4 protein-coding genes and 1 pseudogene are annotated in these 2,762 nt (G+C 68.0%); 1 reads left to right on the top strand and 4 read right to left on the bottom strand.

The features are described from left to right. The 3 genes from H0U68_RS13140 to H0U68_RS13130 all read right to left on the bottom strand — a co-directional run. The coding region (locus tag H0U68_RS13140; RefSeq protein ID WP_296356269.1) for a hypothetical protein at positions 1-332 on the bottom strand (332 nt) is incomplete at its 3' end. Between the two features lie 134 nt (positions 333-466). Continuing rightward, positions 467-1,105, bottom strand: a complete 639-nt coding sequence (locus H0U68_RS13135; protein WP_296356267.1) for a 3-oxoacid CoA-transferase subunit B — start codon at positions 1,103-1,105, stop codon at positions 467-469. Between the two features lie 13 nt (positions 1,106-1,118). Beyond that, the gene (locus tag H0U68_RS13130) at positions 1,119-1,820 is read right to left on the bottom strand and encodes a CoA transferase subunit A (protein ID WP_296356265.1); all 702 of its coding nucleotides are present in this window, start codon (positions 1,818-1,820) and stop codon (positions 1,119-1,121) included. Between the two features lie 92 nt (positions 1,821-1,912). Between H0U68_RS13130 and H0U68_RS13125 the strand changes: the two genes are divergently transcribed. After that, positions 1,913-2,458, top strand: a complete 546-nt coding sequence (locus tag H0U68_RS13125) for a PAS and helix-turn-helix domain-containing protein (RefSeq protein WP_296356264.1) — start codon at positions 1,913-1,915, stop codon at positions 2,456-2,458. A gap of 38 nt (positions 2,459-2,496) precedes the next feature. On the opposite strand, the pseudogene H0U68_RS13120 reads toward H0U68_RS13125, so the two are convergent. Next, a pseudogene (locus H0U68_RS13120) lies at positions 2,497-2,762 on the bottom strand (hypothetical protein); the annotation flags it as partial.

The following is a 2,762-nucleotide window of genomic DNA, read 5'->3' as shown; positions in this document are numbered from 1 at the left end:
GCGCGGCTGCGTGCGGCGGGCGTGGGGCCGGCGCCGGAGGCGGGGCCGGCGCCCATCGCAGCCGTGTTCGGCACCATCGGTGCGGTCGCGGTATTGCCACTCGGCCGCAGCTGCGCGACACCCAGCGCGGTGCAGTTGGCGCCCTGTTCGAACACCATGCTGCTGCCCGGATAGCGGCGCTGCAGTGCTTCGTGCAGCGGACGGCTCATGTCCACCGGCGGCTGCACGCTCTGGTACAGCACGCGGTTGCTCGAGTCGTAGACGGTATAGCAGGCCATGGCTTGGCCGGCGGCCAGTGCCAGGGTGCTGATGAGCGCAAGCTTGAGTTTCATGATCTGCTCCGCCAGACACAGGTCCGGCATGGGCTAGATCATCGATAAAGCCAGGCTCAGCGATTCGAAGGCGGAGATGGGGTTGCGGTGTCAGCCGTGTTCGCCTGCCGGCCGCCCACGGCGGCCGACGCGGCTCACTGCAGCAGCTGCACGCCGGTCTTGGACTGCAGGAACTCGAAGCTGACCCCGGGCGCCAGTTCCACCACCTTCAGGCCCTCGGGCGTGACGTCCATCACGGCCAGGTCGGTGATGACGCGGTCGACCACGCCCACGCCGGTGAGCGGCAGCGTGCACTCGGGCAGGATCTTCAAATCCTCGGTGCCGTCCTTCTTGCGCGCCACGTGCTCCATCAGGATCAGCACGCGCGGCACGCCGGCCACCAGGTCCATGGCGCCGCCCATGCCCTTGATCATCTTGCCGGGGATCATCCAGTTGGCCAGGTCGCCCTTGGCGCTGACCTGCATGGCGCCCAGGATGGAGATGTTGATCTTGCCGCCGCGGATCATCGCGAAGCTGTCGTGGCTGCCGAAGATCGACGAGCCCTTCAGGGTGCTGACGGTCTGCTTACCCGCGTTGATCAGGTCGGCGTCGACCTCGTCCTCGTACGGGAAGGGGCCGATGCCCATCAGCCCGTTCTCGCTTTGCAGCCACACCTCCTTGTCGCCGGTGTGGTTGGCCACCAGCATGGGGATGCCGATGCCGAGGTTGACGTAGAAGCCGTCCTGCAGTTCCTGGGCCGCGCGCGCGGCCATCTGGTCTTGGGTCCAGGGCATTGTGATCTCCGGATTAGTTGCGGGGCCGCGTGGTCAGCTTCTCGATGCGCTTTTCGGGCGTCGGGTTGTGCACGATGCGGTGCACGAAGATGCCGGGCAGGTGGACGTCGTCGGGCGCGATCGCACCGGTGTCGACGATGCTCTCCACTTCCACGATGCATATCTTGCCGGCCATGGCCACGGCGGGGTTGAAGTTGCGCGCCGTCAGGTTGAAGCGCAGGTTGCCGGAGCGGTCGGCCACGGCGGCCTTCACCAGCGACACGTCGGGCAGCAGCGCGCGTTCCATCACGTAGGTTTCGCCGTCGAACTCGCGCAGCTCCTTGCCCTCGGCCACCAGCGTGCCCACGCCGGTCTTGGTGAAGAAGGCCGGGATGCCGGCGCCGCCGGCGCGCAGCTTCTCGGCCAGCGTGCCCTGCGGCGTGAATTCCAGCTCCAGTTCCTTGGCCAGGTACTGCCGCTCGAATTCCTTGTTCTCGCCGACGTAGGAGGAAATCATCTTCTTGATCTGCCGCGTGGTGAGCAGCCGGCCCAGGCCGAAGTCGTCGACGCCGGCGTTGTTGGAGATCACGGTCAGGTCGCGCACGCCGCTGTCGCGCAGCGCGTCGATCAGGGCCTCGGGGATGCCGCACAGGCCGAAACCGCCAACGGCGAGCAGCTGCCCGCTCTTGACGATGCCCTCGAGCGCCGCCGCGGCGCTGGGATAGATCTTGTTCACACGTGTCTCCTGCTGAATGCCGGGCTGGCGGACCGGATACCCGGTACGATACTACTTACCTTGCTAAGTAGTATCCCGTAAAGATTACCCCGATGGATGTCGATTACGCCCTGGCCTTCGACTTGGCGCCGGTCGGCTTGTGCGTGTCGCGCAACCGGGCCATCGTCGACTGCAACCGCCAATTGTGCGAGATGTTCGGCGCGTCGCGCGAACTGCTGGTCGGCCAGTCGTTCCTGGTCCTGTACCCCAGCGCCGACGAGTACGAGCGCTTGGGTGCGCGCATGGCACCGATCCTGAATGCCAAGGGGCATTACGCCGACGACCGCATCATGAAGCGCGCCAGCGGCGAGGTGTTCTGGTGCCACGTCAGCGGCCGCGCGCTCAACCGCGAGGCGCCGCACGAGGCCGGCATCTGGTCGTTCGAGGACCTCAGCGCGCGCCGCCCCGTGAAGGCCGAGCTGACCGCGCGCGAACGCGAAGTCGCCGCCCGCCTGCTGGACGGCATGACCTCCAAGGAAATCGGCAAGACGCTGGCGATCAGCCACCGCACGGTGGAGATCTACCGCGCGCGGCTGATGCGCAAGTACCGCGCCAACACCACCGCCGACCTGGTGCACAAGCTGATGGCCGGCAGCTAGGGCCTGTTCACAGGCCCTAGCTGCGGCCATCGCCCCGCTCAGGGGCTGCTGCCCACGTTGCCATCGTCGGCGCGTGGCCGCACGGGGCGCGCCTGCGCATCGCCAGTTGCCACTGCCGGCCGGCTGCAGTCGCCGTCCGGGCAGCCATTGTTACGCGGTGCGCCTTCGTCGTCGTCCTCGGGCTGGCGCACCCTGGGCCGCACCACGGCCGGCTTGCGCGCCGGCGGGCCGCCCATGGCGGTGGTCACGGGTGGTGCCGCCGATGCGACGCTGCCGCCGACGGCCGGCGCGGGCTGCATGGCGT

It is taken from the genome of Ramlibacter sp. (genome assembly GCF_013697775.1).
GTDB lineage: Bacteria > Pseudomonadota > Gammaproteobacteria > Burkholderiales > Burkholderiaceae_C > Ramlibacter.
This window is presented reverse-complemented; position numbering and strand designations above follow the sequence as displayed.

Coding starts and splice junctions, on each gene's coding strand:
- H0U68_RS13135 (WP_296356267.1), bottom strand. CDS start 1,105: ATGCCCTGGACCCAAGACCAGATGGCCGCGCGCGCGGCCCAGGAACTG.
- H0U68_RS13125 (WP_296356264.1), top strand. CDS start 1,913: ATGGATGTCGATTACGCCCTGGCCTTCGACTTGGCGCCGGTCGGCTTG.